At 72.3% G+C, this 24,842-nt stretch carries 32 protein-coding genes and 1 pseudogene; 12 read left to right on the forward strand and 21 right to left on the reverse strand.

Translation table 11 applies throughout. The features are described from left to right. The first annotated feature begins 92 nt into the window (after positions 1 to 92). Positions 93 to 1,379 (forward strand): MFS transporter, encoded by a 1,287-nt coding sequence (locus tag ACRAWC_RS22545; RefSeq protein WP_431246029.1) that lies wholly within the window; start codon positions 93 to 95, stop codon positions 1,377 to 1,379. Between the two features lie 855 nt (positions 1,380 to 2,234). Here ACRAWC_RS22545 and ACRAWC_RS22550 read toward each other — a convergent pair. Beyond that, entirely contained in the window at positions 2,235 to 3,068 is an 834-nt protein-coding gene (locus ACRAWC_RS22550) for an ABC transporter substrate-binding protein (RefSeq protein ID WP_431349697.1), read from the reverse strand. 262 nt (positions 3,069 to 3,330) lie between these two features. Here ACRAWC_RS22550 and ACRAWC_RS22555 point away from each other — a divergent pair, with 262 nt between their 5' ends. From ACRAWC_RS22555 to ACRAWC_RS22565, 3 genes are all read left to right on the forward strand, one after another. Continuing rightward, positions 3,331 to 4,533 (forward strand): hypothetical protein, encoded by a 1,203-nt coding sequence (locus tag ACRAWC_RS22555; protein WP_431349698.1) that lies wholly within the window; start codon positions 3,331 to 3,333, stop codon positions 4,531 to 4,533. Between the two features lie 60 nt (positions 4,534 to 4,593). Beyond that, entirely contained in the window at positions 4,594 to 5,592 is a 999-nt protein-coding gene (locus ACRAWC_RS22560; protein WP_431349699.1) for a hypothetical protein, read from the forward strand. Between the two features lie 286 nt (positions 5,593 to 5,878). Then, positions 5,879 to 6,646, forward strand: a complete 768-nt coding sequence (locus ACRAWC_RS22565) for an ABC transporter ATP-binding protein (protein WP_431246032.1) — start codon at positions 5,879 to 5,881, stop codon at positions 6,644 to 6,646. 256 nt (positions 6,647 to 6,902) lie between these two features. Here the strand turns inward: ACRAWC_RS22565 and ACRAWC_RS22570 are convergent, their stop codons facing one another. Then, positions 6,903 to 7,172: a hypothetical protein gene (locus ACRAWC_RS22570; protein ID WP_431349700.1), complete on the reverse strand. Its 270-nt coding sequence runs from the start codon at positions 7,170 to 7,172 to the stop codon at positions 6,903 to 6,905. A 68-nt stretch (positions 7,173 to 7,240) separates the two neighbouring features. Between ACRAWC_RS22570 and ACRAWC_RS22575 the strand changes: the two genes are divergently transcribed. From ACRAWC_RS22575 to ACRAWC_RS22585, 3 genes are all read left to right on the forward strand, one after another. Then, positions 7,241 to 8,200 carry a hypothetical protein gene (locus ACRAWC_RS22575; RefSeq protein ID WP_431349701.1) on the forward strand — a complete coding sequence of 320 codons (960 nt, stop codon included), beginning with the start codon at positions 7,241 to 7,243 and terminating at the stop codon, positions 8,198 to 8,200. Positions 8,201 to 8,319: 119 nt separating this feature from the next. Continuing rightward, positions 8,320 to 8,847 carry a DUF2087 domain-containing protein gene (locus ACRAWC_RS22580; RefSeq protein WP_431246034.1) on the forward strand — a complete coding sequence of 176 codons (528 nt, stop codon included), beginning with the start codon at positions 8,320 to 8,322 and terminating at the stop codon, positions 8,845 to 8,847. 151 nt (positions 8,848 to 8,998) lie between these two features. After that, a complete protein-coding gene (locus ACRAWC_RS22585; protein WP_431349702.1) occupies positions 8,999 to 9,139 on the forward strand; it encodes a hypothetical protein in 141 nt (46 codons plus the stop codon). 84 nt (positions 9,140 to 9,223) lie between these two features. Here ACRAWC_RS22585 and ACRAWC_RS22590 read toward each other — a convergent pair whose 3' ends face one another. The 4 genes from ACRAWC_RS22590 to ACRAWC_RS22605 all read right to left on the reverse strand — a co-directional run bounded on the left by ACRAWC_RS22590 (position 9,224) and on the right by ACRAWC_RS22605 (position 12,510). Continuing rightward, the gene (locus ACRAWC_RS22590; protein ID WP_431349703.1) at positions 9,224 to 10,210 is read right to left on the reverse strand and encodes a hypothetical protein; all 987 of its coding nucleotides are present in this window, start codon (positions 10,208 to 10,210) and stop codon (positions 9,224 to 9,226) included. Positions 10,211 to 10,908: 698 nt separating this feature from the next. After that, positions 10,909 to 11,733: a glycoside hydrolase family 38 C-terminal domain-containing protein gene (locus tag ACRAWC_RS22595; RefSeq protein WP_431349704.1), complete on the reverse strand. Its 825-nt coding sequence runs from the start codon at positions 11,731 to 11,733 to the stop codon at positions 10,909 to 10,911. Further along, complete coding sequence (locus ACRAWC_RS22600; protein ID WP_431349705.1) at positions 11,655 to 12,170, reverse strand: hypothetical protein; 516 nt, start codon at positions 12,168 to 12,170, stop codon at positions 11,655 to 11,657. The genes ACRAWC_RS22595 and ACRAWC_RS22600 overlap by 79 nt, the downstream gene beginning before the upstream one ends. Further along, positions 12,100 to 12,510, reverse strand: coding sequence for a hypothetical protein (locus ACRAWC_RS22605; RefSeq protein ID WP_431349979.1), 411 nt, complete (start codon positions 12,508 to 12,510; stop codon positions 12,100 to 12,102). The genes ACRAWC_RS22600 and ACRAWC_RS22605 overlap by 71 nt, the downstream gene beginning before the upstream one ends. On the opposite strand from ACRAWC_RS22605, the gene ACRAWC_RS22610 reads away from it, so the two are divergent. Further along, on the forward strand, positions 12,400 to 12,663 hold the full coding sequence (locus tag ACRAWC_RS22610) for a hypothetical protein (protein ID WP_431350011.1): 264 nt from the start codon (positions 12,400 to 12,402) through the stop codon (positions 12,661 to 12,663). The genes ACRAWC_RS22605 and ACRAWC_RS22610 overlap by 111 nt on opposite strands. 8 nt (positions 12,664 to 12,671) lie before the next feature. Here ACRAWC_RS22610 and ACRAWC_RS22615 read toward each other — a convergent pair whose 3' ends face one another. The 6 genes from ACRAWC_RS22615 to ACRAWC_RS22640 are packed head-to-tail and all read right to left on the reverse strand — an operon-like array spanning position 12,672 to position 14,944. Beyond that, the gene (locus ACRAWC_RS22615; protein ID WP_431349706.1) at positions 12,672 to 13,583 is read right to left on the reverse strand and encodes a hypothetical protein; all 912 of its coding nucleotides are present in this window, start codon (positions 13,581 to 13,583) and stop codon (positions 12,672 to 12,674) included. After that, positions 13,580 to 13,765: a hypothetical protein gene (locus ACRAWC_RS22620; RefSeq protein ID WP_431349707.1), complete on the reverse strand. Its 186-nt coding sequence runs from the start codon at positions 13,763 to 13,765 to the stop codon at positions 13,580 to 13,582. The genes ACRAWC_RS22615 and ACRAWC_RS22620 overlap by 4 nt, the downstream gene beginning before the upstream one ends. After that, positions 13,731 to 14,168 (reverse strand): SIS domain-containing protein, encoded by a 438-nt coding sequence (locus ACRAWC_RS22625; protein ID WP_431349708.1) that lies wholly within the window; start codon positions 14,166 to 14,168, stop codon positions 13,731 to 13,733. The genes ACRAWC_RS22620 and ACRAWC_RS22625 overlap by 35 nt, the downstream gene beginning before the upstream one ends. Beyond that, the gene (locus tag ACRAWC_RS22630) at positions 14,161 to 14,520 is read right to left on the reverse strand and encodes an ROK family protein (RefSeq protein ID WP_431349980.1); all 360 of its coding nucleotides are present in this window, start codon (positions 14,518 to 14,520) and stop codon (positions 14,161 to 14,163) included. The genes ACRAWC_RS22625 and ACRAWC_RS22630 overlap by 8 nt, the downstream gene beginning before the upstream one ends. Next, positions 14,403 to 14,756, reverse strand: coding sequence for an ROK family protein (locus ACRAWC_RS22635; protein ID WP_431349709.1), 354 nt, complete (start codon positions 14,754 to 14,756; stop codon positions 14,403 to 14,405). Before ACRAWC_RS22635 ends, ACRAWC_RS22630 begins: the two co-directional genes overlap by 118 nt. Further along, positions 14,744 to 14,944 carry a hypothetical protein gene (locus ACRAWC_RS22640; RefSeq protein ID WP_431349710.1) on the reverse strand — a complete coding sequence of 67 codons (201 nt, stop codon included), beginning with the start codon at positions 14,942 to 14,944 and terminating at the stop codon, positions 14,744 to 14,746. Before ACRAWC_RS22640 ends, ACRAWC_RS22635 begins: the two co-directional genes overlap by 13 nt. 596 nt (positions 14,945 to 15,540) lie before the next feature. On the opposite strand from ACRAWC_RS22640, the gene ACRAWC_RS22645 reads away from it, so the two are divergent. Both ACRAWC_RS22645 and ACRAWC_RS22650 read left to right on the forward strand, forming a co-directional pair. Beyond that, the gene (locus ACRAWC_RS22645) at positions 15,541 to 15,909 is read left to right on the forward strand and encodes an ArsR/SmtB family transcription factor (protein ID WP_431246039.1); all 369 of its coding nucleotides are present in this window, start codon (positions 15,541 to 15,543) and stop codon (positions 15,907 to 15,909) included. Beyond that, positions 15,906 to 16,400 carry an SRPBCC family protein gene (locus ACRAWC_RS22650; RefSeq protein ID WP_431246040.1) on the forward strand — a complete coding sequence of 165 codons (495 nt, stop codon included), beginning with the start codon at positions 15,906 to 15,908 and terminating at the stop codon, positions 16,398 to 16,400. The genes ACRAWC_RS22645 and ACRAWC_RS22650 overlap by 4 nt, the downstream gene beginning before the upstream one ends. Before the next feature lie 138 nt (positions 16,401 to 16,538). Here the strand turns inward: ACRAWC_RS22650 and ACRAWC_RS22655 are convergent, their stop codons facing one another. The 7 genes and pseudogenes from ACRAWC_RS22655 to ACRAWC_RS22685 all read right to left on the reverse strand — a co-directional run bounded on the left by ACRAWC_RS22655 (position 16,539) and on the right by ACRAWC_RS22685 (position 19,891). Beyond that, positions 16,539 to 16,928: an alpha/beta fold hydrolase gene (locus ACRAWC_RS22655; protein WP_431350012.1), complete on the reverse strand. Its 390-nt coding sequence runs from the start codon at positions 16,926 to 16,928 to the stop codon at positions 16,539 to 16,541. Between the two features lie 94 nt (positions 16,929 to 17,022). Next, positions 17,023 to 17,664: pseudogene (locus tag ACRAWC_RS22660) on the reverse strand (alpha/beta fold hydrolase); the annotation flags it as partial. After that, positions 17,634 to 17,903 carry a hypothetical protein gene (locus tag ACRAWC_RS22665; RefSeq protein WP_431349711.1) on the reverse strand — a complete coding sequence of 90 codons (270 nt, stop codon included), beginning with the start codon at positions 17,901 to 17,903 and terminating at the stop codon, positions 17,634 to 17,636. The gene ACRAWC_RS22665 and the pseudogene ACRAWC_RS22660, both read right to left, overlap by 31 nt. After that, on the reverse strand, positions 17,885 to 18,382 hold the full coding sequence (locus ACRAWC_RS22670; protein ID WP_431349712.1) for an MBL fold metallo-hydrolase: 498 nt from the start codon (positions 18,380 to 18,382) through the stop codon (positions 17,885 to 17,887). Before ACRAWC_RS22670 ends, ACRAWC_RS22665 begins: the two co-directional genes overlap by 19 nt. Further along, positions 18,373 to 18,546 carry a hypothetical protein gene (locus ACRAWC_RS22675; RefSeq protein WP_431349713.1) on the reverse strand — a complete coding sequence of 58 codons (174 nt, stop codon included), beginning with the start codon at positions 18,544 to 18,546 and terminating at the stop codon, positions 18,373 to 18,375. The genes ACRAWC_RS22670 and ACRAWC_RS22675 overlap by 10 nt, the downstream gene beginning before the upstream one ends. 69 nt (positions 18,547 to 18,615) lie before the next feature. Then, positions 18,616 to 18,954, reverse strand: coding sequence for an MBL fold metallo-hydrolase (locus ACRAWC_RS22680; protein WP_431349714.1), 339 nt, complete (start codon positions 18,952 to 18,954; stop codon positions 18,616 to 18,618). 67 nt (positions 18,955 to 19,021) lie between these two features. Continuing rightward, on the reverse strand, positions 19,022 to 19,891 hold the full coding sequence (locus tag ACRAWC_RS22685) for a hypothetical protein (RefSeq protein ID WP_431349715.1): 870 nt from the start codon (positions 19,889 to 19,891) through the stop codon (positions 19,022 to 19,024). A gap of 518 nt (positions 19,892 to 20,409) precedes the next feature. Here ACRAWC_RS22685 and ACRAWC_RS22690 point away from each other — a divergent pair. Further along, entirely contained in the window at positions 20,410 to 21,615 is a 1,206-nt protein-coding gene (locus ACRAWC_RS22690) for a hypothetical protein (RefSeq protein ID WP_431349716.1), read from the forward strand. Positions 21,616 to 22,371: 756 nt separating this feature from the next. Here the strand turns inward: ACRAWC_RS22690 and ACRAWC_RS22695 are convergent. Further along, positions 22,372 to 22,602 carry a hypothetical protein gene (locus ACRAWC_RS22695; protein WP_431349717.1) on the reverse strand — a complete coding sequence of 77 codons (231 nt, stop codon included), beginning with the start codon at positions 22,600 to 22,602 and terminating at the stop codon, positions 22,372 to 22,374. A 151-nt stretch (positions 22,603 to 22,753) separates the two neighbouring features. On the opposite strand from ACRAWC_RS22695, the gene ACRAWC_RS22700 reads away from it, so the two are divergent. Next, entirely contained in the window at positions 22,754 to 23,281 is a 528-nt protein-coding gene (locus ACRAWC_RS22700; protein ID WP_431349718.1) for a hypothetical protein, read from the forward strand. Between the two features lie 1,110 nt (positions 23,282 to 24,391). On the opposite strand, the gene ACRAWC_RS22705 is transcribed toward ACRAWC_RS22700, so the two are convergent. Next, complete coding sequence (locus ACRAWC_RS22705) at positions 24,392 to 24,733, reverse strand: hypothetical protein (protein ID WP_431349719.1); 342 nt, start codon at positions 24,731 to 24,733, stop codon at positions 24,392 to 24,394. Positions 24,734 to 24,842 lie beyond the last annotated feature (109 nt).

Below are 24,842 nucleotides of genomic sequence, written 5' to 3' on the forward strand. Positions count from 1 at the left end.
GCGCCCGGTAACGTCTTAACCCCCTAGCGACGATCTCCGGGTCGAGCCGGCGGGTGGGAGGACCACCCGTTCCGATTCGAAAGGCCCCCGTCGTGACCTCCTCTTCTTCGTCTCCTGACTCTTCTGCCGCGCTGTTCGCGTCGCGCGACTTCCGTCTGCTGCTCGCCGGGCAGACGACCAGCCAGCTCGGCGCCCAGATCTCCGGGGTGGCGCTCCCGCTGCTCGCGGTGGTGACCCTGCACGCGACCGCTTTCGAGGTGGGTCTGCTGGGCGCCGCATCCACCATCGCCTTCGCGGTGCTCGGCCTGCCCGCGGGCGCGTGGGTCGACCGGGTGCGACGGCGTCCGCTCCTCGTCGCCTCGGATGCCGTGCGCTCGGTCCTGCTGGCGACCATCCCCCTCGCGGCCGTGTTCGGCATCCTGACGATGGGGCAGCTGCTGCTCGTGTCTCTGCTGGCCGGGGTGGCCCGGGTGTTCTTCGACGTCGCCTACCGCAGCTATCTTCCGGCCGTGATCGGCCGCGAGCGGGTGCTCGCCGGCAACTCGTCGCTCGAGTTCGTGCGCGCATCCGGCCAGGTCGCCGGTCCTGCGCTGGGCGGCATCCTCGTGACATTGATCGGCGCGGCGTCCGTGCTGGTTGTCCAGGCCGGGACGTTCGTTGTGTCTGCGCTGTGCCTGATCGGGATCAGGGCCCGGGAGGATGCGCCGACGGCGCACGCGGACGGCCGTCGGCGGCGCATGCGCAGTGAGATCGCAGAAGGACTGGGGTTCGTGTTCCGCTCGCGCGTGCTGCGCGCCACGGCCGTGGCGAGCGCACTGAGCAACTTCTCGTTCGCGATCGCATCGGCGGTGAACATGGTGTTCCTGTCGCGGACCCTCGGCCTCTCGCCGGCGCTGATCGGCATCGTGATCGCAGTCGGGTCGGTGACAGTGATGATCGGCGCGGCGTTCACCACGCGGCTCTCCCGTGCGGTGGGGTCGGTGCGGATCGTCTGGCTGTCGCTGGCCGTGACGGCGCCCCTGTCGCTGCTGGGGGCCTTCGCCCAGCCCGGATGGTGGACGCTGCTCATCGTCCTCGGCATCGCCGCCGGCGAATTCGGGCAGATCGTGTACGCGATCACGCAGGTGAGCGTGCGCCAGCAGGTCTGCCCGGACCGCATCCTGGGCCGCGTCAACGCCACGATGCAGGTGGTCGTCATGGGCCTGTTCCCGGTCGGCGCGATCGTCGGAGGACTGCTCGGGGACGCGATCGGTGCGCGCTGGACGCTGATCGTCGCGGGCGGACTGCTGCTTGCGTGCCCCGCGGTGCTGTGGGCGGCGCTGCGCGGACGGCGCGAGGTGGCGGACCTGCCGGAGGCGGCCGCCGTCGCCCGCGGCTGAGGCGCGGGATCCTCCGAAGCGCCAGCGCCCAGCGCCGGCTCGGGCGCCGAGAGGTGAGTAGACGCCCAAATCCAGCTCCAGTGGCGACATCTGCTCACCACTCGGCGGGACGGCCCGCCCTGCGGCCGCCAAGGCGCGAAGCGCCCGCATCGCGAAACGTGAGTAGATGCGCCAATCCGCGCCGAGTAGCGACATCTGCTCACCACTCGGCGCGGACGCAGACGGACGGCGCCTGCCCCGCCGCGGCGCAGCGCCGCCCCGGCGCACGCAGAAGGGGCGGTCTCCCGAAGGAGACCGCCCCGTATTGCGAGCGACGTTACTTGCTGCTCTTGGTGGCCTGGTCGTACGCCTTCATGGCCGAGGCCTGGGCCTGCTTCCAGGGCCTCGCTGGCCGACGCGTTGCCCAGAAGGTACTTCTGGATCGCGTTCTGCAGCTCGGTCTGGATCTGCTGGCCGGCCGGCGAAGCGCCGAACGACTTGCCACTGCCGACGACGTCGTAGTAGGTCGAGATCGCCTTGTCGAAGCCCGCGTTGCCGGACGGCTTCACGTACTTCTCACGGAGCGTCTTGTCGGCCTCCGGCGAACCGGTGAAGAGACCGGTGTTGATCGCACCCGGGGTCTTCTCGATCGTCTTGGCACGGGCGGCGCCAGCAGCCTCCCACGCCTTGAGGCTGGTCAGGTTGAGCGCCCAGGCGCACGCGGCGTCCTTGTTCTTGGCACCGGTCGGGATGACGAACGACGTGCCGGAGGCGACGGTGAACGGCTGGCCCGAGTTGTCCTTGAACGGCACGGCGCCGATGTCGACCTTGTCGACGAACGGGGTCAGCACGTTGACGTACCACTGGGCGTTGACCTCAGCGCCGACCTGGTCCTTCACGTACTGGTTGTTCTCGCCGAAGAAGTCGAAGGAGTCGGTGAAGCTCTTCATCTTCGCGTAGCCGCCCTGGGCGTCCGCGATCTGCTTCAGGATCTCCAGACCCTTCTCGTTCTTGGGGTCGTCGAGGGTCGGCTTGCCGTCGGAGCCGATGACCTGGCCGCCGTTGGCGAGCAGCCACAGGCCCGCCTGGCCGCTGGCCTGCGGGTCGAAGCCGAGCACGGACGGGTTGCCGCCCGAGGCCCTTGTACATCTTCTTGACCGCGGCAACGAGCTGCTCCGGCTTGGAGGTGTCGATGTCGGCGTCGGTGACCCCGGCCGCCTTCATGACGCGCTCGTTGGTGATGATCGCCGGCGGCTGGTAGAACTGCGGCACCGCGTAGATCTTGCTCTTGTAGGTGATGTCGTCCATGACCGAGCCGTAGTACTGCTTCTGCGGGTCGACGTTGTGCACCGAATAGCACTGGTCGAGCGGCTGGATGAGGCCCTGCGCCGCGTAGGTGGCGACGAACTGGCGGTCCATCTGCACGACATCCGGCACGTTGCCGCCGGCGACGCGGGTGGTGAACTTCTGCGCGTCGAACGGCGTCTGGTCGATCTTGATCGTGACGTCCTTGAGCTGGCTCTTGGCGTAGTCGATTCGGGAGGTGCCGACCTCGTCGGCGTTGTCGAAGCCCCAGGCGTTCAGGCTGCCCTTGGCGTCCTTCGAGAAGTTCCCGCCGGAGGAGCTGCCGCCGCTGGAGCTGCATCCGGCGAGGAGCGCCACCGACGCGGTGATGGCCAGCGCGGCGAGGGCGGTGTGCCTCTTGTTCATCTGATTTCCCTTCAGTGGTGTCGCAGCGGGCGTCCTCGCCCGAGCGAAGAGGTACGGGATCCCCTACCGCCGGGGTTCAGAGGCGACAGTATGGAAACCTTCCCACATCGCACGCTAATGCAGCGGCGTGGCTCTTCACAAGGGGACCGGGTACACGGAGCCGGTTTTCGTTACTTGATCGTTTCTTACGCTTGAACGGGGCGCTTCTCAAGTCCTAGGGTCGTATGGCAACGATGCCATATCGACTTCGAGGAAGGCCCTGATGCCCCGCATCCGACGTTTGCTGCTGCTCGGTCACACCCACCACGACGTGGGGTACACCAACAGCCCCCGGATCATCGACGGGATGCACGCCCGCATCGTGCGCGAAGTGCTGCGCCTGGCCGACGAGGACACGACGACCCCCGACGCGCCGGACCGCTTCCGCTGGACGTTCGAGGTCGCCCGGCCCGTGCTGAACTTCCTCCGCGACGCTGCCCCGGCGGAGGTCGCACGCCTCCGCGAGCTCGTCGCCGACGGCACGCTGGCCGTCACCGGCGGCTACCTCAACATGACGCAGCTGCCCGACCTCCCGGAGTTCGAGGCGGGCTACCGCCCGCTCGGCCGCCTCCGCGACGCCGGCATCCCGATCCGCACCGAGCAGCACGGCGACGTGAACGGCATCGCCTGGGGTGTGGCCGACGCCATGCTGGATGCCGGCGTCGACCGGCTCGTCATGGCGCTCAACCCGGACCACGGGCGGGCGCCGCTCGAGCAGCCGAGCGCTTCTGGTGGGAGGCGCCGTCCGGGCGCTGCGTGTTCACGCTGCTCTCGACGCATTACGGCTTCGGCGAGGAGTGGGGCATCGTCGACGGGGATGCGGAGCTCGCCGAGCGCAGCATCCTCGAGTTCGTGGAACGCCTGGACGCGCGCGACGACTACCCGTTCGACACGGCGGTCGTCCACGCGGGCAACGACAACCGCTGGCCGACGGCGCTGTTCACGCAGGTCGTGGGCTACTGGAACGAGCGTCATCCCGACCGCCCGATGCAGACCGCCACGATCGACACGGCGGTGGATGCGCTGCTCGCGCAGGCCCCGGACGACCTGCCCGCGCTCCGCGGCGAGTGGGCGGACTGGTGGTCGCACGGCCACGGCTCGACGGCTCGGGAGGTCGCCGTGTACCGCGAGGCGCGGCGGTTCGCCCGGTCGGCACGCGAGGCCTTCGCGCTGGCGCAGGAGCGCGGCGAGGAGCGGCCGGCGCTTGCGACCGTGCTCGGATACCGCCGCGGCCCGGTGCGCCTCCGCGACGATGCCGAGCTCGCGGAGGCCTTCGACCGCGTGGACGAGGAACTGCTCCTCTTCGGCGAGCACACCTGGGGCTCGTGGGAGACCTACTCCAAGCCGCACTCGCACTTCAGCCACTCCCACTGGAACGCCAAGGCCGGCTTCGCCTACGGCGCCTGGGACCTGGCCCGCGATCTGAACGTGGAGGCGCTGTTCCGCCTGGCCGCGTCGGGCGCGCATCCCAGGGCGGCGGAGGGGCGTGCTGGTCGCCAACCTGGACGACCGGCCGCGCAGGGAGGCGGTGGAGGCCGAGGTCGGCGGCTCCCGCCGGGTGACGCTGGTCGCCGACCTCCCGGCGCGATCGGCGGCCGTGCTGCCGGCCCCGGGCCCGGAGCCGGAGCCGGAGGAGCGCGCCACCGTCGAGGCGGGGCGCTTCCGCGCGACCGTCGACCCGGCGCGCGGCGGCGTCGTGTCCCTGCTCGATCTCGCGACCGGACGTGAGCTGGTGGACGCCGCGACCGCCCACGGCTTGGGCGCGATCGTGACGGAGTCGGTCGCCGAGGCCGCGCGGTCGCACGCGATCTTCGCGGACCCGAAGAACTTCAACCCCGGTTTCCCCGGGCCCGCATTCGACCGGATGCACGCCCGCTCCGACGCCGCCCCGCGCGTGATCGGGACGGAGACCTACGCGCGCATCCAGTGGACGAGCCGGCTCGACGGCGCGCTGGAGGCGACGCACACGCTGACCCTGTTCCGCGACCTCGACGACATCGAGCTGGCTGTGCAGATCGCGAAGCCGGAGCGGTTCGGCCCCGAGAGCGTGTTCGTCGCGTTCCCCTTCGCCGTGGCCGATCCCGAGTTCCTGCTGGAGACGGCCGGCGCCGTCTTCGCCGCGGAGACCGAGCAGCTGCCCGACACCTCGAAGGACTGGTACTCCATCCAGCACGCCGTCGGGGTCCGCGGGGGCGATCACGCCGTCCTGTGGGCGTCGATGGATGCGCCACTCGTCCAGCTGGGCGGCTTCCACACCGGCGAGTGGGCGCGGACGCTCGACGCCCCGGCCGGGCACGTCAACAGCTGGGTGATGAACAACCTCCACTTCACGAACTTCCAGGCACGGCAGGAGTTCACCGGGACCTTGCGCTACCGGTTCCGTCCGGCCGCACCCACCGGCCTGCGGGAGGCGGTCGCCTCGTATGGAGCCGCCGCCGCCCTGCCGGTGCAGGCACGGTCTTATGCCGGGCCGCTGGGTCGCTGAGGCCGGTCGGCCCCACCGCCGCGCCGAGCCTGGGAAACGGCTCAGAAGGGGCCGAACCCGCATCCGCCTCCCCCGATGCCTCCGAAGGAACCCCTGGCGGGCGGGTCCCTCCCCTCGCCGATCGATGGATGCGGCACGCCGATCGCGACCAGGGGCGCGCGGCGTGCCGCATCCGGCATCCGAGGCTCGGCGTACGTGCCGGATGCGCTGGCCCAGCGTCCGCGGCCGCCGATAGGGTGGTCGCACGGCCGCCCGAAGCGCGCGACCGCGACGTGAGGGGGAACGCGTGGCCGACGATGACGGGCGTGCGATCAGGATCCGGGGACTGCACAAGCGGTTCGGCGAGAAGATCGCGGTGGACGGGATCGACCTGGATGTGCCGTCCGGCAGCTTCTACGGGCTCGTCGGCCCGAACGGGGCCGGCAAGACGACGACGCTGAGCATGGCGACGGGGCTGCTGCGTCCGGACGCGGGTGAGGTCCTCATCCACGGCGTCGACATGTGGCGCCGGCCGCTGGTCGCGAAGGCCATGGTGGGGGTGCTCTCCGACGGCGTGCGCCTGTTCGACCGGCTCACCGGCCAGCAGCTGGTCGAGTACGCGGGCCTGCTCAGCGGGATGGATCGGCCGACCGCCCAGCAGCGCACCGCCGACCTGCTGCAGCTGCTCGACCTGGAGTCTGCGGGCGGAACGCTCGTGGTCGACTACTCGGCCGGCATGACCAAGAAGATCGCACTGGCCGCCGCCATGGTTCACGCGCCGCGCGTCCTGGTGCTGGACGAGCCCTTCGAGTCGGTCGATCCGGTCTCGGCGGCGAACATCCGCGACATCCTGCGCGCCTATGTCGACGGCGGCGGCACGGTCGTGGTCTCGTCGCACGTGATGGATCTGGTCGAGCGGATGTGCGACCACGTCGCCGTCATCACCGCGGGCCGCGTCGTGGCGGCCGGAGCGGTGGACGACGTGCGCGCCGGCTCCACGCTGGAGGACCGCTTCGTCGAGCTCGTCGGGGGACGCCGGGTCGGGGAGGGGCCGGAGTGGTTGCGACACTCGTAAGGCTGCGGCTGCTCGTCCTGTGGAACTCGTTCCGGCGGAGCACCAGCCAGCTCGTCGCGGTCATCATCGGGGCGCTCTACGGCACCATCGGGCTGCTGGTCGTTCTGGGCGCCCTCGTCGGGCTCTCCTTCGCGCCGATCGAGGTGGCGACGACCGCGGTCGTGCTCGCCGGTTCGGCCGCGGTGCTCGGCTGGGCGGTCTTCCCCCTGCTGCTCTCCGGGGTCGAGCAGACCCTCGATCCTGGGCACCTCGCCGTCTATCCGATCGCGCTCCGCCCTCTCATGGTCGGGATGCTGCTGAGCGGCGCCGTCGGCATCGCCGGGGCCGCGACCCCCATCGCCTCGCTCGGGACCGCCCTGCCGTGGCTGCGGTCCCCGGGCGTCGCGCTCATCGCCCTCGTGACGGGCGTCCTGGGCGCGGCGACCTGCATCGTCGTGTCCCGCGCCGTGACCTCGATCGCCAGCGGGCTGGCCTCGGGTCGCCGCTTCCGCGAGGCGAGCGGGCTGCTGATCCTGATCCCGCTCATCCTGGCCGGGTCCGATCGTCGTCGGCATCTCGTCGGGGCTGCGCAACTCGGCGGACGCGCTGCCCGCGGTGGCGACCGGTCTCGGCTGGTCGCCGCTGGGCGCCGTCTGGGCCGTGCCGGGAGCCGTCGCCGCCGGCGACCCCATCGGCGCGCTGCTGCGGCTGATCATCGCGCTGGCGACCTTCGGAGTGCTGTGGGCGGTGTGGCGCTGGGGCCTCGCCCGGTCGCTCGTGACGCCGGCGCGTGCGTCCTCTCGGGTCCGGGCGCCCGGGAAGTCGGGGCTCTTCGGCGTGCTGCCCGGCACGCCCGGGGTGCGATCGCGGCGCGCTGCCTCACGTACTGGTTCCGCGACCCGCGCTACCTGCGCCAGCTGCTCGTCATCCCGCTGCTGCCCGCGGTCATGTGGTTCTACGCGAGCATCAACCACCTCGACCGGCTACATCTTCGCCGCCGGGCCGGTCGTGGCGTTCTCGCTGGGCATCGGGATGATCGCGGACGTCTCGTACGACTCCACCGCCTTCGCCCTGCACGTGTCCAAGTCGGTGCCCGGCCGTGCGGACCGGTGGGGGCGGGCTGCCGCCCTGCTGACCTTCGCCGTGCCCGCGGTCGTCGTGGTCACCGTCGGGGCCGCCGCGCTCGAGGGCGACTGGCTGCCCGCGCCCGGCCTGCTCGGGCTCTCGCTCGGGATGCTGCTCGCCGGGGTCGCCGTCTGCTCGGTCACCTCGGCGCGGTTCGTCTTCCCGGTGCCGGAGCCCGGCGACAACCCGTTCCGTTCGCGGCCCGGCGCGAACATCTCGCTGCTCGGCCCGACCTTCGCCGCCTGGGGCGTCATCGCGGTGCTCAGTCTGCCCGAGATCGTGCTGCTGGTGGTCTCCCTGGTGACCCGCGAGGCGGTGTGGGGCTGGCTCGGGCTCCTGGCCGCGGTCGTGCTCGGCGGGGTGCTGCTGGTGGTGGGCGTCCGCGTCGGCGGACGGTTGCTGGATCGACGCGCGCCGGAACTGCTGCAGCAGCTGCGCAAGGACGGCTGAGCCGGGCGCGCTGCGCCGGCATCGATGGGACGCAACACGCCGTTACGCGCGCGGGTCGACGGCGTGTTGCGACCCATCGATGAGTGCGCGCCGGGGTGCGGCTGGGAGAGACTGGTTCGGTGGCGCAGGAGCGAGCGGACGACCGGATCCCCGACTGGCGGCCGGTGGTCGCGGCCCTGGCCAACCGGGATGCCCGCACGGTGTGGGCGCGTCTCGTCGCGGGGGGCGTGCCGGGCGATGCGGAGCTCAGCGCGGCACGCGAGGGCCGCGCCCTGACGCTGCTCGAATCGGCCGGTCTGGTGCGTCACGAGGGCGGCGCCTTCGCGGCCGACGAGGAGGTGTTCCGGCGCCTGCTGGAATCCGCGGCGGCGAACCGCCCACGGCCTGCGGGCGTGCAGCGCTTCCTCCGCCCGGACGGGCGGATCGACCGCTACCCCGCCGGTGCCGACGACCGGCTGGAGTTGCTGACGCACGTCGCGGACGCGGTCCTTCCGCCTGGGCAGACGGTCGCCGAGCGGGAGCTCACCGAACGGCTCGCCGCACTCGGAGACGACCCCGTCTCCCTCCGCCGCTACCTCGTGGATGCCGGGCTGCTGCTCCGCACGGCGTCCGGGTCGGAGTACGCACGCCCGGCGGGAGAGGCGTAGCCCGGCGCCGAACCACGGGTTCGCCGGGATGTCCCCTGGGCGTTCTGGGGCCTCCACCGCTGACGCGGACGTCGACCCCACCGTCCCGCCTTCGCTCCCCGCGTGGGCGCCGAGTGGTGACTCGTTGCTCCTATTTCCGCCGAGTTGCGACATGATGTCGCCACTCGGCGGTGTCGGAGACCGGCTCACCCCGCTAGGCGTCTGCTCGCACGCCAGCAGCGTCACCCCGACGCTCCAGGCGTGCGACAGCGTCAGCAGCATCCCCTTCGGCTGGAAGCACGCGGTCTGGTAATACCGCTCGCTCACCATCCCTCGGTAGGCGTTGAAGTCGCCGTCCTCCCGCGCGATGAACTGCCGGAAGCACGCCAGCGTCTCGTCAGCCCGCTCGGCATAGGCTGCGGGTCGTCGAGGGCGGCCGAGAGCTCGCGCAGCTCGGCCGTGCAGACGAGACCGTAGGCGTGCAGGTGCTGGTTCGACGGTGAGGCATTGTCCGCCCCGCGCGTCCGGAAGCCGTAGGCGCCGAGAAGCGTGTGCGCCGAGGAACGCGACGTCGTACGTGTAGCGGAAGGTCGGCATCCAGTCGGCCGCCCGCCTCGCCATGTCGAGCCAGTGCGTGTCGCCGGTCGCCCGGTGCAGCGCCACGTAGGCCATCACGGCGGCGTACCCGTCTTCCGAGGTCGGCGCGAGGTCGACATCCTCCGGGGCGCCGTGCAGGAATTCCCGGTCGACGAACTGCTCCGTAGTGCCGACCGGCGGCCGCAGCGGCCGGAAGGTACCGCTGGTCGCGGTCGGCGGCCTCGACCAGCGCGGCGATCCAGGTCAGCCCGGAGGCGCCCGACCACGACAGCACCTCCCCGGTCTCGGCGTGGTGCACGGAGCCGAGGTTGCCGTCGGCGCGCTGCCGCCCGACCACGACATCCAGGTTCGAGCGGATGGCGTGCTCCCACTGGTCGTGACCGTCGAGCGCCTGCGCCCGCAGCAGGAACAGCGTCGCCTCGGCGAGGGTGCGCGAGTGGAGGCCGCGCTTCAGCTCGGTCCAGCTCTGCGTCCAGCCGTGGTCGCGGTACCAGACGCCCCAGAACGTGCCGGAGGGCGAGAGGGATGCGGTGATGAAGTCGATGACCCGGCGCGCCGCGTCCACCTCGTCCGTCCGGCCGGTGCGCAGTCCGTGCGCGAGCAGCGCGTACGCCCACGGGATGCCGCTCACCCAGCCGACGTGCATCGCCTGCCGGTCGACGGTGAGGCCGTCGCGTCCGCTCACCTCGCGGTCGAAGCCGACCGTCTCGAGCAGCACGCCGGGGTCGGGGTCGTAGTGCCAGGTCAGCAGCCCCTCGGCGGTCAGGGTCGGCGGCGGTCGCCACATCCACCCACGGATCCTGCGGCGCCCGCGCCGCGGACTCGGCGTGCAGGGCGCGCAGGATGGGCGCGTAGGCGTGCCGGGACGCGTCCAGCCCGAAGACGCGCACGGCCAGCTCGACCGTCTCGCCGGGCACGAACCGGTGCGTCGACACGTCGGCGGGTCGCGGCCGCGCGTCGCCGTAGTACGTGACCGGGAACTCGCGGTACGGGAAGCGGAGGCTGACCGTCGCATCGCCCCAGGCCGCGTCGTGCGCGAGGCCCAGACCGGTGAGGCCGAGCGCGGAGGTTTCGTCCGCGGCGAGCGCCACGCCCCCACGGCCGGGTCCGGCCCACGCGAACACCGCCGGCGTCGCCGCACGGTCGGCGCGGAACTCCCACGTGTCGCTCACCAGTGCGTCATGCTGCTCCGCCGTATCCGCGGCGATCTGGAACCGCGGGAAGGCGCGGGCGCTCTCGGCCGGACGGTTCTCGCCGTAGAACGCGCCCGGGATCAGCCACCACGGGTCGTCCGCTCCGCGCACCGGAGCCTCGACCAGCACGGAGCCGTCCGCCGGCGCAGCGCCCGTGTACGTAACGCGCAGCCTCAGCCGCCACCCGGGCTCGGCGTCCGTCCACTCCTCAACGACCTCGACCGTGTCCGCCGCCGGGCCGACGACGGACACCCGGACCTCGGGGCGCGCGCTCACTGCAGTAGGCGCTCGATCAGGTCGACCTCGCGCACCGGCTCCGCCGGGTCGGCGGGAACCACGAACGTGCGCAGCTGCGACGGGCCGAAGTCCTCCTCGATCGTGCGTCCGAGCAGCGGCAGGTGGATGCGCGACCGGCCTCCTCGCCGCGGGTCTCGACCGCGCGCACCACCACGTCCGCTCCGCCGGGAGCCTCCGTCGCGTCCTCGGTGCCCTTGAGCGCGGTGACCATCACGGCACCTCCGTCGTCGCCGGCGAACGAGTTCACCGGCGGCAGCGTGCCGTCGTGGAACGACTCCTGCATCGCCCGAACCGGATTGCCGAGCACGAGCGCCCTCCGGATCGGGTCGGCGGAGCGCCAGTCGCCGGCGTGCGGGACGAGCTCGTAGCTGAACCGCTGCACGCCCTGATCCTGGAACGAGTAGATGCCCTCGGGGTCGAGCAGCCGCGGGTCGTGCCACGAGTAGACGGGGCTGCGCACGGCGGTGACACCGATGCTCGCGTCGTCGCCGCGGCCGTCGCCGTCGGAGCCCGGCGAGACGTCGTACGCGTGCTTGTTCGTGGTGACCACCGTGAGACCGGCGGCCGCACCGTCGACCGTGCCGGTCAGATCCACCCACGACTGCGCGGGCTCCTCGGCCCCGTCGACCGGACGCTCCAGGTGCCCGAACAGGATCTCGTAGGTCGCCGTCGGGTCCTCGAGCACGGTCGGGAAGCGCAGCTTCAGCAGGTGCGCCTTCTCGCGCCAGTCGAGCGTGACGTTCACGCGCAGCACGGGCGAGTCGTGGTCCAGGATGAGCTCCTCGACCAGGGTGGATGCGCCCCACTCCCGCTCAACCACGCACCCGCGAGCGCAGCGGCCCGGTCTCGCGCACGACGATGCGCTTCAGCGCCATGGTGGCGCCCGGCCACGCGTACGAGATGACCCGGTGGCCCCAGGTGTCGGTCGGGTCGTCGTTGATCTGCGTGCGCTCGGGCTCCGTCAACGCCGGCCATCACATCCACGCCGGTCGCCTTGAGCAGGTACGACGAGATCCAGCCGGTCTGCTGGTCGATGCGGATGCGCACGTGCTCGTTCTCGAGGGTGTCCGCGGTGACCGTCAGGCCGCCGGCGGCGGCGCCCGGACCGGCGCCCGGCCGCAGCCGGTACAGCCGGTAGCCGAGCGCGAGGACCTCGGCGCGGAAGACGACGGCGCCGCGCGAGACGTCATCCGTCGTCGCGGTCGACTGCGAGTTCTGGAACACGACCGGCTCGCCGGCCTCGTCGACCACGTGCACGCCCGCGCGCTGCGCGCCGTACTGGAAGTCCACATCCACCGACACCGGCCAGGGGTGCGGGTTGAAGACGAGGACCGGCTGCGTGCCGTCCTCGCGGTCGACCTGCACCTGGCGGGCGAGGACGTTGTGGGCGCGAGGTGACGATGCGCTTCGAGATGGAGACGGCCTCGCCGAGCTGGTCGCGCGCGTCATCGTACGACGGCTCGATGGCGGAGCCGGGCAGGATGTCGTGGAACTGGTTGAACAGCACCTGCTTCCAGGCGGTCTCCAGCTGCTCGCGCGGGTACTCGACGCCGTCGTGAGCGGCGACGACCGCGGCCCAGCGCTCGGCGTTCAGCACCGCGAACTGCGCGCGCCGCTGCCACGCCTTGATGCCCGAGTGCGCCGAGTAGCATCCCGGCGCGTGGTGCTGCAGGTCGTCGCGGCGCACCGGGAGCCCATCGAGGAACGCCTCGCCGCGGCCGAGGACCTCGTCGAAGTAGGTGCGCGGTGAGGACATCGTCATCCTTCCGAAGGAGCCCATGCGGTCGTAGCGGTGGATCGACTTCGATGTTCGCGATGGTCGGGCCGCCGCCGTGGTTGCCCACGCCGTAGAACACCATCGCGGTCGCGTTCTCGCCGAAGCCGACCGTGCGATCGAGCGACGCCAGCGCCTTCCTCGGTCTGACCGTCGACCGACCCGGGCGGGCTGCAGTACTCGAACGGGATGCGGTAGGCGAGCACGCGGGAGCCGTCGGGCGCCTCCCACCAGAACAGGCTCGGCGCGAGATCCGACTCGTGCGGGCCGGGGCGGAGGAACGTGTACGAGTCGAGGCCCTGTCCCTTGAGGATCTGCGGCAGCATCGCGTTGTGGCCGAACGGGTCGACGTTCATGCCGACCGTCGCTGGGATGCCGAACCGCGACTCCAGGTAGCGCTGGCCGTACAGGCCCTGGCGCACGAAGCTCTCGCCCATGGGCATGTTGTTGTCCGGCTCGACCCACCAGCCGCCGACGTTGACCCAGCGGCCCTCGGCGACGCGGCGCTTGATCTGCTCGAACAGCTCGGGGTCGGACTCCTCCACCCAGCTGAGCAGCACGATCTGGTCGCAGGTGAAGACGAAGTCGGGGTACTCCTCCATGCGGTGGATGGCGGACCAGAACGTCGCGCGCGCCTCCTGGTATCCCTCCTGCCACGGCCACAGCCACACCGGATCGAGGTGCGCGTTGCCGATCATGTGGAGGGTGCGCTGGGGGGTCGCGGTGGGGCGCTTCGCGGGCGGGAGGTCGCGCGGCTGCGTGCCTGCCGGGGCATTGGCGACCGGCGCCGTGCCCTTCGACGGGGCCTCGGGCTGCGGCTCGAGCGCCGCATCCACCGCCGCCTTGTCGGGCTGGAGGTCGGTGTCGGGATCGGTGAGGGTCTCCCGGTCGGTCACAGTGCGTACTCCTCGTCGCCGTCGGCCCACGCGTCCACGATCTCGGAGAGCACGTGGAGCATGAACGTGTGGAATTCCTGGATCCTCGGGGTGGTCGTCGACGGGCTCAGCAGGGCGAAGTCCGCGAACTGCCGGGCGGGGCCGCCGTCACCCCCGCCGAACAGCACGGTCGTCGCCCCCACGGACTTCGCCGCTTCGAGCGCCGAGACGATGTTCCGCACTCCGGCCGCTCGTGGTGAAAGCCGCCGACCACGTCGCCCGGCCGCGCGAGGCCGAGCACCTGGCGCGAGAAGACGTCGTCGTACGAGTAGTCGATTCCGCGATGCACGTCATCGTCGTCGGGTCGGTGCTCAGGGTCACCGCGCCGAGCGGCCGGCGGTCGCGCTTGTAGTGGCCGATGATCTCGCCGGTGAAGTGCTGGGCGTCGGCCGCACTCCCGCCGTTGCCGAAGGTGTACAGGATGCCGCGCTCGGCGAACGCGTCGCACAGCACCTTCCCGACCTCGCGCAGCGCCGGCAGCAGCTGCTCGCCCTGCTGTGCGACCTGGATGTGCGCCTCCAGCTGCTCGCGCATCCACTCAGACATGGGGGCTCCCTTCGGGCCGGCTCCCGCGCCGGCGAGCTGGTCGAGGCGGTCGAACGCGACCGCGCCCGCGCCGACGACGCACGACGTCGCCGAGGCCGGCGAGCACGACGGTGGATGCGGCGGCCGCGGGCGGCATGGCGTCGGCGGCCACGCGCTCGCGGACGGGCACCAGCAGGGCGTCGCCGGAGCGCGTCACGCCGCCGCCGAGCACGACGAGATCGGGCTCGAAGACGTTCACGAGGTCGGTGAGGGCGACGGAGAGGACGTCGACGGTCTCGTCCCAGAGCTCGGTCGCGAGGGGGTCGCCCGCCGCCGCGGCGGCGACGACGTCCTCGGCCCGGACGACCGGCAGCTGCGCGAGCGACGATCCTCGCCGCGCTCGGCCACGGCCTCGCGGGCGCGCAGGGCGATGGACGTGCCCGAGGCGTACCCCTCCAGGCAGCCGCGACGGCCGCACAGGCACGGACGCCCGTCGGTGCGGACCATCACGTGCCCGAACTCGCCGCCGTTTCCGGCCGCTCCGCGGTGCAGGCGCCCGTCGATGACGGCGCCGCCGCCGATGCCGGTCGAGATCGTCAGGTACACCATGGTGTCCGCGTCGCGCGCGGCGCCGTAGCCGGGAACTCGCCCAGCGCACCGGCGGTGGCGTCGTTTTCGAGCACGGCCGGCACGCCGAACTCGCGCTCGGCCAGCTCGACGATCGGCAGGTCGATCCAGCCCAGGAGGTGCAGGGGCCGGTCAGGACGCCGGCCTTCGCGTCCAGCGGTCCGCCGCACGAGATGCCCACCGCCTCCACCTGGAGTCCGGACTCGGCGATCGCCCGCTGACCCATGGCGAAGAGTCTGGGAACGATTACACCCGGACCCTCCTCGCGGCGCGTGGGCTCGACGGTGAGTGCGTGGGTTCTTCCGCTCCTCTGTGACGACACCGACGGCGAGCTTGGTGCCGCCGATGTCGAGAGAGGACGGCGCGGAGGCCGTTTGCCATCATGTCCTTCCGGGGATGCACGACCGCGCCTGCGCTGGTGGATCGTGTGGGATCGTTCCCACAGATACTGGGCCGCGGCGGGCAGGCGGGTCAACACGGCGCTCCGCACCGGGTGCGCTGCGCTGCCTCCCGGCGCCCGTCCCCCGAGTCGCGACATCATGTCGCCGCTCGGCGCGAATAGCCGCCATTAGTCACCAGTCGGCCGTGCGCACGACGCCGGGCCGCCCCTCCGCCGACCCGCCCCATCCGCCGAGTCGCCCATCCCCGCCGAGTCGCCCATCCCGCCGAGTCGCGACATCATGTCGCCGCTCGGCGCGGAATAGGCGCCATTACTCACGTCTCGACCCTTGCTGCGCACCGCCTGGCCGCGCTAACGTACAACCAAATGGTTGTAGATGAGCTGACGGATGCAGAGGTCGACCGCATCTTCCACGCGCTGGCGGATGCGACCCGGCGCGACATCGTGGCGCGCACCCTCGGCGGTGAACTGAGCGTGAGCGAGCTCGCCGCTCGGTACGACATGAGTTTCGCCGCGGTGCAGAAGCACGTGGCGGTGCTGGAGCGGGCGGGCCTGGTCCGCAAGCGGACGCGAGGCCGTGAGCGGATCGTCAGCGGCGATCCGGAGACCATCCAGCGGGCATCGCAGCTGCTCGACGCGTACGAGCGGATCTGGCGCCGGCGCGACCGGGCGATCGACGGCATCCTCGCCGAGGAGGCCGAGGGCAACACCGACATAGGAGGGAACGGCCGATGACATTCGTCGAGTCGAACAAGGATGTGGACGCGCTGACGCTCACGTTCGTGACCGAGTACGAGGCGCCGCAGGAGCGGGTGTGGCAGCTGTGGTCCGACCCGCGGCAGCTCGAGCGGTGGTGGGGCCCTCCGGGGTACCCGGCGACGTTCGAGGTGTTCGAGTTCGAGCCGGGCGGCCGCGCGACGTACTACATGACGACCCCTGAGAGCACGCGAGCGTGGGGCTGGTGGCGGTTCGTCGAGATCGAGCCGACCGGCCGCCTGGTGCTGGACGACGGCTTCGCCGAGGAGGGCGGCGCGCCGAGGCCGGGCGAGCCGGGCCGTGTGACCGCGACGTTCGTCGAGCGCGACGGCCGCACCCGCATGACGATCCTCTCGACGTTCGCGAGCACCGCCCAGATGGAGGAACTCCTCGCGATGGGCATGGAGGAGGGGATGCGCCTCGCCCTCACCCAGACCGACGACATCCTCGCCACCGAGATCTCGCGCTGATCCGCCGCCCTCACCCGCATCCCACCATCGAGTCCGCGGACTTTGCACGCTGATCGCGGTGAACGCGTGCAAACTTCGCGGACTCGATGCTGGGCGGAGGCCCGGAGGGGCTGGATGGTGGGCGGAGACCCCGAGGCGTCAGGGGGCGTCGAGGAAGGCGAGCAGGTGCGGGAGGGTGCGGCGCAGGGCCGCGGCGTCGCCTCCTGCGGCGAGGCGCTCGCCCAGGTAGTCGCCGTGGATGCCGGGCACGATCAGCAGGCGGGCGTTCGGCAGCAGTGAGGCCAGCTCCACGAAATGCGACGCCCGAACGACATCGTGGTCCGCGCCGACGATCAGAGTCGGCGCGGCGATCGACGCGAGCAGGTCGTCGGGGAAGTCCTCGAAGCCGAGCATCAGCTCCCGGTCGAGCTCGAACATCCGCCGGGCGTGCCCCGGATCGCGGCTGACCGCCAGATCGGCGTCCCGATACGCGGCCGGAAGGTCGTCGAAGGTTCCCGCTGCGAGGCCGTCCCAGAACCCGTCGACCATCGCCGCGCGCCGCACCGGGGCGGAGGCCGCGATGCAGCCTGCGGACGGCGGACGGATGCCGCGCGGCGAGCTGCAGCGCGACCTGTCCGCCGTTGCTGAAGCCGAGCACATCCACCGGCCCGAGCCCGAGCGACGTCAGCACCGCCGCGACGTCGTCGGCCGAGCCCTCGAAGGATGCGGGACGGTCGCCCGCGGGCGTGCGCCGTGCCCCTGCAGCTCGACCGCGAGCCACCGAGCGGGTGGGCGCGACGAGCGGCAGCAGCAGGCCCCAGTTCGTCTCGATCGTCGAACCGCCTCCGTGGATGAGCAGCAGCGGCGGATGCGGCGAGTCGGGGTCGCCGTGCCGCTGGCGGTAGAGCGGGATGCGTTCCACGCCCGCAGGCCTAGCCGAGGGCAGCAGCGGTGATCGAGAGTCTCCGCCGTCGCGATCGGTACCTTCGCAACCGTGTCCGCGACCGCATGCCCCGGCCTGCCCGAGTCGCACGGAACCGACCGTGACGTCGGCCGCCAGGCGCTGACGCTTCGCGTACCGCCTCCCCTGCCCGCACCGCGAACACGCCGCCACGGTCCTCCGGCTCCGGCCGTCGTCGACGCGGGCGAAGGGTCGCTCCACCCGTCCGGCGTCACCAGCCGGGCGACGACCTTCACGCGGCTCGTCGTAGGGGTTCACGACGACCACCTCGTACGAGAGCAGCGCACCAGGGCTCACCCGCTGGTAGAACGGCTCGACGAGCACCAGGTTGCCGTCCGCCGGGGCAGCATCCCGTCGCCCGGCAGCAGCCCGTCGTGGAGGGCGGCGAGCTCGTCGCCCTGCTCCGTCAGCAGTTGCAGGTAGTCCTCATCCACTTCGCGGCCCTGCCAGTGCCCGGTGATCATCGAGACCAGGGCGACACGGCGGTACAGGGCGGCGCTCTGGATGAAGTCGTCGCGCCGGAACCGGTTGCGGTACTGGTAGTTCAGGATCTCCCGCTGCACGCCCAGCCGCCCTTCCGCGGTCTGCTGGTCCCCCGTCGCGAGCACGCGCACGCCGTCCACCTCGAATTCGAACGCGGCGGCGTAGAGCGTGTGGCCAGCAGCTCGTGCGTCACGATGTCGTACTCGCGCCAGCGCACGGTCTCGCCCAGCGGCAGCACGCGGTCGGCGGGGATGGGCTCGAACCACTGGCACGGCAGGTCGGTGCGCATCGGGTCCGCCATGATCAGCGCCACGTTCTCGGGCAGCCAGACCTCCGTGCCCTCCACGTCGCGCAGCAGGTTCAGCCCGGCGATGTGGTCGTCGTGGTAGTGGGTGCCGAGCACGACCTCCACCGAGGTGACGCCGAAGTCGCGCTTCAGGGCGGGGAGGGACGCCAGCCAGGGCCGGCGAGCGGCCCGGTCGGTTCCCGCGGGCCAGCCGGTCGACATGTCGTAGCCGTAGTCGATGAACAGGGCGCCGCCGGAGTCGCTCAGCAGCACATAGACGCAGGGTTCGCGGTGCGGTTCAGCAGCAGATGGTCGGTGAGGCGCACGAACGGGCGCTCCAGCCGGTCGCGCAGGTCCCACGGGTGGGTGCGCCGCGAGTCCACGTAGCCGCTCATCCGGTCGGCCAGCTGCTCGAGCGCAGCCAGCGCGTCGGGCATCGGCTCGCCGTGGGGACGGCAGCAGGATGGTCGGCTGCTCCTCCTGCAGGATCAGGCACGACAGCACGGTCATCGCCGGACCCTCGTTCTCGGTGTACGACCGCACTGGGTGGCAGCGAGCGACCATACCTTGCCGGGCGCGTAGATGAGGTCGCCCGTGAAGGCGACCCGCTCGTCCCCGCGCTCCACCAGATAGGTGACCGAGCCCATGGTGTGGCCCGGCGTCGGCATGGTCTTCACGGAGATGCCGCCGAAGGATACGCTCCGGTACTCGGGCACGGTGCCCGCGATCGGCACCGGGTCGAGCAGCGAGAACCGGTCCTGGCGCAGGTTGTAGTCGTTGTACAGCGCGCGCGACGACCACATCTCGTCGACGCGGGTGAAGAGGTCCTGCTCGACCGGCGGCACGTGGATGGGGATGCCCGCGGCGACACGCGCGGCAGCCCCTGTCCCTGGTCGCGGTGGTGGTGCGTCATCAGCACGGCGTCGAGCGTCTCCAGGCCGAGCTCGCCGAGGTGGTCGAGCACGTCGCCGGAGCCGAAGTCGATCGCGATCGCGCCGCGCGCATCCGCCGCCACGACCACGTAGACGTTGCAGGTGTCCGCGAACCGGTGGACGCCGGGGCGACCTCCGTGAACGTGCTCATACGGTCGTCGGCTCCTTCGGGGCGGGCGCGTCGCGCTCGCCCCGGGCGGCGCGGCGCGACGACCGCCACAGCCCGGCGATCTCGCGCAGGTCCGCGTCCGTCACCTCCTCGCGGCTGTTGTCGATCGACTCGACGTAATACAGCGCGGGCACGCCCAGCTCCGGCTGGATGCGCGAGTAGGCGAGCCACTCCTCCCGATTCGGCATCGGCCACTGGTCGGTGTCGATGGAGTGGCCGGGCAGCGAGGGCGGCCGCGATGTCGTGGCGGTAGCGCAGCTGGTCGCCGACGGGAACCGGGTCGCCGTGCGCCGAGTCCTCGAGCACGTCGTTGAGGCGCACCATGTCGGTGACGCCCGAGAACGAGGGATGCACGGTGTGCGTGACGACGAGCGCATCCGGCTTTGCGGCCTTCGCGGCGTCGTGGATGGTGCGCACGATCGCGTGCAGGGCGCTGATGCCCCACACGCCGTCGTCGTGCGTGCGCAGGGTCACGCCGGAGGGCGCGCGCTGCGTGAAGTCGACCTTGAAACCGTCGGCGTCCAGCCCGTCGGGCGAGACCATCCGGGTGACCTGCTCGGCCAGCGCCGTGAGGTACGCGGGGTTCGAAGGGTCGACGGCGACGGGACGTCCGACTGCGTCGCGCACCGTCAGCTCGGGCGGCAGCCCTGCCGGATCCCAGGCCTTGAACCACAGCAGCACGCGCTGGCCGGCGGCGTGGCGGTCGTCGATCCAGCCGCGCAGGTCGGGCCGCTCCTCGGTGTCGACCGTGTTGGTGCCGTAGTCGGCCTGCCACCGGTCGTCGATGACGACGGTGCCCGGGTGGATGTCGTTGTCGGCCAGCCGCCGCGGCCACCGGTCGTACAGGTACTGCGCGCGCCAGGTCGGGCGCGAACGCGGCGCCGGCGGGCAGCACGAAGCCGTCCGCGTTGTCCGTCGCGAGCGCTTCGCCCTCGTGGCTCATCCGCACGGCGAGCGCGCACTGGGCGCCCCAGCCGCAGAAGATCGGCTCGTGCCACCAGTCGGCCGCCTCGGGCGCCGGCTCGGCCCAGCCGCGCGCGGCGAGGTCGTCGCGGTAGTCGCGGATCGCGCTCAGCGGCGCGCCGGCCGGGCGCAGCACGAACTCAGGGGACACCCATCCGCCCGCCCGCACGCGCGTGTGCCCCTCGTAGGTGAGCCGGAAGAGGAAGCCGCCGTCGATCGCGTCGTAGCGGAAGGTCGTGAAGCCCAGCTGCGCGATGGGCGCGACGACGGAGACGCCGAGCCAGTCACCGACCGGCATGTCCGTGGGGCCGTGCGGCGCCTCCGGCGAGATCGAGGGGCGGCCGAGGCCGAAGACGAGCGGCGGCGGCGAGAAGATGCCGTGCAGGCGGCCGGGCTCCGCATCCCCGACCACGCCGAGCTGCGCCTGGGTGTTCGACGGCCGGACGACCTGGATGGGCTCGGTCGGCGCCGGCACGAACACCGACGGGAAGCGGATGCCCGAGCGGAACGTGCCCGCTGCACCGGTCGGCAGGGCGGCCTGGCCGCCGAACATCGTCAGGTCGGCGATGCGCGCGTCGTCCTCCTCGGTGGTCACCTCGACGCGGGCGCGCACCTCGCCCGGCAGGCAGTGCAGCACCACGGCCTTCGTCGCCCAGGCGCTGGAGTCGGTGAGCACGGTGATGCGCACCGAGCCGTCCGCCTCCTCCTCGACCGTGACGGCGGTCGGGCCGGACGGACTCGTCGGGCACGCCGATGCGGTCGACGCTCGCGAGCAGCGACAGGTCGCTCCACAGCTCGCCGTCCGGCCCGGCGATGGTGGCACGCGGCCGCGTGAGGGCGACGCCGAGCGTGTACGCCGGGGCGACGAGCACGACCTCGGTCGCGCTGCGGGTGATGGTGATGTCCTGGGTGGTCTGCACTGGTCCTCGATGGTGGGGGAGATGAGGCGCGGATGGTTCGAGGCGCGGCGAGCGCTCCGGCGGAGTCGACGGCGAGGGGGCGCCGGCGCCCGACGTGCGGATGCGGAAGACGGGCTCGGGGGCGAACGAGACGGTCAAGGCGACGCGCGCGTCACCGAGCGACCATTCCAGCACGAGCGACCCGTCCGGCTCCACCCGGTAAGCGAATTCGCCCCCGAAAGCGGGATGAGCGGAACGGAGCCGGACGAGCGCCAGCTGGGCTCTGGTCACGTCGCTTGCCAGGGCGGCATCCAGCTCGTCGGGCGTGTAGACGTGACGGTTGACGTCGCGACCCTGCCCGGTGCGCTGGAAGAGCGCCACATCATCCAGCCCGCCGAGCAGCCCGACGTAGTAGAGCTGCGGCTCTCCCGGCAGCCACGGCTGCACCGCTCGGGCGAGCAGGTAGCTGCGGGCGTTCCCGCCGAGGGCGGAGAAGAAGGTGGCGTTGATCTGATGCGGGAGGCCTCATCCAGGCGGGGATGACCGACGCGATGGTGGAGTGCCCGTTCGTCGCCTCGGCGGCGCGCGCGAAGATCGCGGCCATCTCCTCCTGATCGATGAGGCCCGGGAGGTCGCCCGACGGGCCCGCGTCGATGATGCCGATGCCGTCGTGGGTGTCGAGCACCGTGATGGCGTTCCGCGGGCGGATGCGCAACCACTCGACGAGCCGGTCGGAGGTGCCCGTGCCCAGGCTGTGCAGCAGCAACGGCGCCAGGGCGAAGTCGTAGACGAGGTCGACGAGCGGGGCGATGGCGAGCTGCTGCGAGTAGTGCGCGTGCACCTCGACCAGCACCCGCAGGCCCTCCTCGCGGGCGAGGGCGACGATCTCGCGCACGAAGTCGAGCGTCTCCGGGGTCATGAAGCTGTCGGTGCCGGGCGTCTTCACCGCATAGCCGACGGCGTCCAGCCGGACCGTCGTCACGCCGCCGGCGCGGAGGGTCGCGAGGATGCGGCGCAGGTAGGCGCGGGCGCGGTCGTTCGCCACGTCGAGGTCGACCTGGGTGGGCATGAACGTCGTCCAGACCAGGCGGCGCCGGCCGTCGGCCATCCGGTACGCGGTGAACGGGAGGCCGGGGCGCGGACGGTAGAAAGCCGTGATGTCGTGCTCGGACGCGCGGTCGGGGAACACGGTGTCGAAGGTGAGGAACATGCCGTCGTGGGCGGACTCCTCGCCGAGCGCCAGCCAGTCGACGAACTCCGCCGACTCGCTCGACACGTGGTTCACGATGAGGTCGGCGGTCACCCGCGCCGCTCGGCGATGGCGCGGACGTCGTCCCAGGTGCCGAGACGCGGATCCACCGCGCCGTGGTCGATCGGGTCGAAGCCGGCGTCGGCGCCGTCGAACGGCACGAAGAACGGCAGGATGTGCACCCCGGCGAAATCGCGCAGTGGGCCGTCGAGCAGCTCGCGGAGCCGCGGGAGGTCGCCGCCGAGCCGGTCGGCGTAGGCGAGGAGGTCGACGCCGGTCATGCGGTCCGCTCCGGCGCGAGAGCGGATGCAGGAGTTCCGCCGGACCCGGCGAGCGGCGAACGGTTCGCGCTGGCGTCCGCCCCTCCGGGTCCGACGGGGTCAGGGCCTCCACCAGGCGGGCGATGCCGCCGGCCGGGAGGTGAGGACGGGGATGCTGACGCCGGCCGACTCGGCCGCGGGCGCCATGGAGGCCTGGGCGAGCACGAGCGCGGCGGCGGCCTGTGCGCCGTCCGCGCCGTCGGACGGGCGCCGCGGCTGCGCGCACCGCCTCGGCGATGAGGCGGTCGTGCTCGGCCTGGTCGCCTGCCGCGCGGGCGGACGCCGCGCCTTCGACGACCGTCGCCCGCACGTCGGCGCGCACGCCCTGGGCCGCCGCCTCCCGCTCGATCAACCGCGTCGTCGGTCCGAGCGTCGCGGTGTTCGTCGCGAGCACCGCGATCCGCCGCGCCAACAATTCCTGAGTTCTTCGGGGCGCCGACGGCGTGTCGGGGCGAACAACTCCGGAATTCTCGGCAGGGCGGCAGCGGCGAGGCGCTGCGGCGAGGCGGGCGGCTTCGGCGGCCATGGCGGCATCCACGCGGATGACGGGGATGCGGAGGACGCGGCCGCGGCCTCGGCGGCCTCGCCGATGGAGGAGCACGTGACGAGGATGGCGTCCGCGCCCGACTCTGCGAGGTGACGGAGGTGGGAGGCGACCCGGTCGCGCACGGCCGGCGTGACGCCCTCCGCGATGGCCGTCTCGAGCATCCAGGCGTCGACGATGTGCTGGCGGTGCGCGCCCGGGAGCGCCTGCGAGAACCAGGGCGCCGAACGCCGGCGCGAGGGCCGGGACGGCAGTGCAGCAGTCCGGCGATCCATCGACTGCCGCCCGCCAGCTGGACGCGCCTCGCAGGCCGACGACCTCGACGAGGGCCTCGAGCTCGGGGCACTGGAGAGCTCGCGCAGCGCTGGACGGCAGCGTCGGCTACGCGGCCGACCACGCCGCTCCAGAGGGGCGCGGCCGGCGAGGAACCCGCTCGCGCCGGCACGGGCACGCGGCCTCGACGGCGGGCAGGGGCTGCGGGGCGGTCGACGCCCTGCGACAGCAACGGCCCAGCGGTCCGGTGACGAGGCGCGTTCAGCCGCTCGCTCGCCTCCCGCTGCAAACGCCGCGTCGCCGGCGCCCGACATCGGCAACGCCGGCACCCTGCGCAGGCTCTGGCCAAGAGGCGAGAGACAGCTCGGCGGCGGCCTCCGGATGGCGACGTCGAGGTCCCAGGTGCCCGCATCCAGTTCGCCAGGGGTTGCGCGGACGACCGGCTCCAGCACCGAGAGGACGCCCCGGGCGCGGCACTCCTCGACGAAGCGCTCGACGAGGCGGACGGCGCTGCTCGCGCTTCGCATCCCGGCGCCAGGGATGACCAGCAGCTTGAGCAGCGACGACGCCGTCGAGGTCGGTCTTGCGTGAGCACCACGTCGTCCAAAGCGGTCTCTTCAGACCGGCCCACCGTCCTCCTGTGTGAGCGTCGTCGGCGGCAGCGAGGATGAGGCCGGTGCCGGCGGGCAGGCGTGTCGCGGACCGCCTCGAAGCCGAAGTGCCGGTCGATCAGGAAGCCGGACGCGAGCGGGCCCAGCGCCTCCGCCACGTCGAGCTTGAAGTGGATCAGCACGTCGTCCGCCGGGCGCCCGGCGCCGGCCAGGTCGAACATGTGCCGGAGGCTCTCGCGCTGGTCCATCGCGACCATGGCCAGGCCGCCGGCGGGCCGGGAGATCGCGTCGAGGTCGAGCGCGGGACGGGAGGTGGTGTCGGTCATTCGGGTTCCTTGTCGTGGCGCGTCGCCGCCTCGACGAAGGCGATCCAGCAGGGCCGGATCGCCGGCCGAGGCGACAGCCGTCGGCGCTGCGCAGGGGCAGCGAGGTGGTGAGGCCGGCGACGCGGTGCGCGGCGAGCATGGCGGCGCCGGTCGCGACCGGCGCTGGCGGCGTCGACCTGGCGCAGGTCGCCGGGAACGAGTCGCTGCTTGAGCCGCCACCAGGTGCGGTTGGCGGCTCCGGGTCCGCCGAGCACGGCGAGCTCGAGGCGGCGGGGGCCCGCGAGCGCGGTCTGGGCGGCATCCATCCACGCCAGCTGGAGGGCCAGCCCGCTCAGCACGGCGGTCAGAGCGGCGGCGGGTCGGCCAGCTGCACGGAGGCGCCGGAGCGCTGGACCATCCGCAGCGAGGCCGACGGTCGGGGGCGGGCGACTGCCGCCCGCGCAGGTA

This window comes from Leifsonia sp. L25 (genome assembly GCF_050632895.1).

Coding starts and splice junctions, on each gene's coding strand:
- ACRAWC_RS22555 (WP_431349698.1), top strand. CDS start 3,331: ATGCCCCGCATCCGACGTTTGCTGCTGCTCGGTCACACCCACCACGAC.
- ACRAWC_RS22590 (WP_431349703.1), bottom strand. CDS start 10,210: ATGTGGCGACCGCCGCCGACCCTGACCGCCGAGGGGCTGCTGACCTGG.
- ACRAWC_RS22700 (WP_431349718.1), top strand. CDS start 22,754: ATGCTGACGCCGGCCGACTCGGCCGCGGGCGCCATGGAGGCCTGGGCG.
- ACRAWC_RS22645 (WP_431246039.1), top strand. CDS start 15,541: ATGGTTGTAGATGAGCTGACGGATGCAGAGGTCGACCGCATCTTCCAC.
- ACRAWC_RS22635 (WP_431349709.1), bottom strand. CDS start 14,756: ATGGTGTACCTGACGATCTCGACCGGCATCGGCGGCGGCGCCGTCATC.
- ACRAWC_RS22550 (WP_431349697.1), bottom strand. CDS start 3,068: ATGAACAAGAGGCACACCGCCCTCGCCGCGCTGGCCATCACCGCGTCG.
- ACRAWC_RS22625 (WP_431349708.1), bottom strand. CDS start 14,168: ATGTCTGAGTGGATGCGCGAGCAGCTGGAGGCGCACATCCAGGTCGCA.
- ACRAWC_RS22585 (WP_431349702.1), top strand. CDS start 8,999: ATGATGTCGCCACTCGGCGGTGTCGGAGACCGGCTCACCCCGCTAGGC.
- ACRAWC_RS22650 (WP_431246040.1), top strand. CDS start 15,906: ATGACATTCGTCGAGTCGAACAAGGATGTGGACGCGCTGACGCTCACG.
- ACRAWC_RS22655 (WP_431350012.1), bottom strand. CDS start 16,928: ATGGTCGACGGGTTCTGGGACGGCCTCGCAGCGGGAACCTTCGACGAC.
- ACRAWC_RS22695 (WP_431349717.1), bottom strand. CDS start 22,602: ATGACCGGCGTCGACCTCCTCGCCTACGCCGACCGGCTCGGCGGCGAC.
- ACRAWC_RS22570 (WP_431349700.1), bottom strand. CDS start 7,172: ATGAGCGGGATCAGGATCAGCAGCCCGCTCGCCTCGCGGAAGCGGCGA.
- ACRAWC_RS22675 (WP_431349713.1), bottom strand. CDS start 18,546: ATGCCCGACGCGCTGGCTGCGCTCGAGCAGCTGGCCGACCGGATGAGC.